This window comes from Mycobacterium sp., from assembly GCF_035653355.1.
GTDB lineage: Bacteria > Actinomycetota > Actinomycetes > Mycobacteriales > Mycobacteriaceae > Mycobacterium.
In genome coordinates this window covers 1-2,091 of record NZ_DASRBZ010000038.1, presented here as the reverse complement: position 1 = coordinate 2,091, position 2,091 = coordinate 1, and the positions used below count along the sequence as shown (strand labels likewise).

Sequence of the window (2,091 nt, the reverse complement as noted above, 5' to 3'; positions counted from 1 at the left end):
CGACGCGGCTGTTGGTTGGCCGCGATGACGAGCTCCGCCAGGCGTTGGCGGCGCTCGACGACGCGGAATTCCAAGGCGTCGCGTTGATGGGCGCCAGCGGGGTCGGCAAATCGATATTGGCTCGTTCCCTTGCCAACACTGTCAAGTCGCGGGGGCTGACCGTGCGGTACGTGCTGGGCACCCACACTGGATCCTCAGTGCCGTTGGGCGCGTTTTATCGGTCCGTGACTGTTGACGCGCCACATGAACCCGCGGCGATGCTGGCTGCCGCGCAAAGAGCCCTCGAGAAGGATGGCAACCTCGCTGTCGTCGTTGACGACGCCCAGTTGCTCGACCCGTTGTCAGCCACGCTGGTACACCAGCTTGCGGCCAGCGGCAGCGCACGACTGATCGTGACGATCCAGTCAGGCAGCAACGCGCCCGACGCAGTAACAGCATTGTGGAAAGAGCAGTTGCTGCTGAGACTGCACATCGACGCGTTCAAGCGGGAACAGACCGCGGAACTCGCCCGATCGGTGCTCGGCGGCGCCGTCGAGCCCCGGGTGATCACTGAGTTACAGCGCCGGACCGCCGGCAACCCGTTGCTGCTGCGCGGGTTGCTGAGCGCCGGCCGGGAAAGTGCGGTCCTGGTCCACGGGCAGGACGGATGGCAACTTCGAGGTCCGCTACGTCCGGACGGTGAACTCTACGACCTACTTGAGTTTCGGCTGCGATCGCTTGCCCCCGAAGAATTGGAGGCGGTCGAGATTTTGGCCGCCGCAGAGGTACTGGACTGGGAGATTCTGCGTGGACTCTGCGATGCCGAGGTGGTGGCACGCCTTGAGCGCCGCGGCGTGGTGCAGTTAGTTGTGGATAGCTCGAAAACGGTGGCGCGGTTGTTTCACCCCATTTTGGGCGAAGTGGCAATGCAACTAGCTGGAGTGGTGCGCTCGCGGCAACTGAATAGCATGTTGGCCCAACATCTTCGGAAGTACCTTCAGATGGAAGGGCGGCGCTCGAGGTCGCCCGATGTGCGCGCAAAGATCCAGCTTGCCCAGTTCATGATGCGAAGCGATCTATCGCCCGACATCGACGTGGTGATCGACGCGGCGGCAACTGCAATGACCATGTCGAACTTCGCCTCCGGTGAGGAGTTGGCCCGCTTCGCGTTCGATCGCAGCGGTGACTTGAGAGCCGGGATCGTGCTTGCTGAGGCTATGAGTTGGCAGGGACGCGGCGACGAAGTCGAGGAAATACTCTGTGCATTCAACCCAAATGACTCCGATGAGTTGCTGATTGCGCGATGGGGCTGCCTGCGCGCAATGAATCTGTTCTTCAATTGCGGGCAGATTGAGCAGGCACGGCAGGTAATCGGCGACGTCAAGCGTCGCGTCACTTCTGCGGCGATCGTCGGTTTCGTCGCGACGGTCGAGACGTCATTTATGGCCCTATGCGGCGAGCTTCCGACCGCTATCGAGACCGGGCTGAACCTGTGTAGACCTGACGCACCGTTGTCAATCGCGTGGGCGGCTGTGCCGACATGCTGGACGCTGGCGTTCGCCGGGCGGTTTGGCGAGGTCCACCGGATCGCGGAGGCGCAGCGGCGAGCGGCTGCGCCAGGGCAACCTGGCGCGCTACTCCTCATCGGATTGGCTGAGGTGCTGGCTTGGACGGCGGTCGGCGATTATCCGGCGGCCGAGCGGGTCTGGCAACACCATGCCGCGGCTGTGCCTGAATCAGACCCGATCGTCGATGCGATGCTGGGACTCGTGCGCCTGGCGCGTGGTGCGCTGCCGTCCGCCTGCGCTGCATTTCGCGACGCAATATCGGCAATGTCTGGCGGCTTTCCGCGGGGCTTGCTGATGGTGGTGGCGGCCTGGTGGGCTCAGGCCGAAGGAGCGCGCGCCAACGGTGAAGCTGCCGCTGCCGCGCTACGAAAGTCGGAGGAAATCTACGGACCACAGTTCGCTTTGTTCTTGCCTGAACTTGAACTCGCCAGGGCCTGGGAGCGGGCTTCCGTCGGTCAAACGTCGGCCGCCCAGATGCATGCGGTGCGCGCCGCGCAAATCGCCCGCAGATCTGCGATGTATTCGGTGGAGATGCGCGCCCTGC

1 protein-coding gene is annotated in these 2,091 nt (G+C 63.7%); it reads left to right on the top strand.

Annotated features, from left to right (window positions below; all coding sequences use genetic code 11):
• Positions 1-11: 11 nt before the first annotated feature.
• A partial coding sequence (locus tag VFA16_RS01125; RefSeq protein ID WP_414687607.1) for an AAA family ATPase occupies positions 12-2,091 on the top strand: 2,080 nt, incomplete at its 3' end.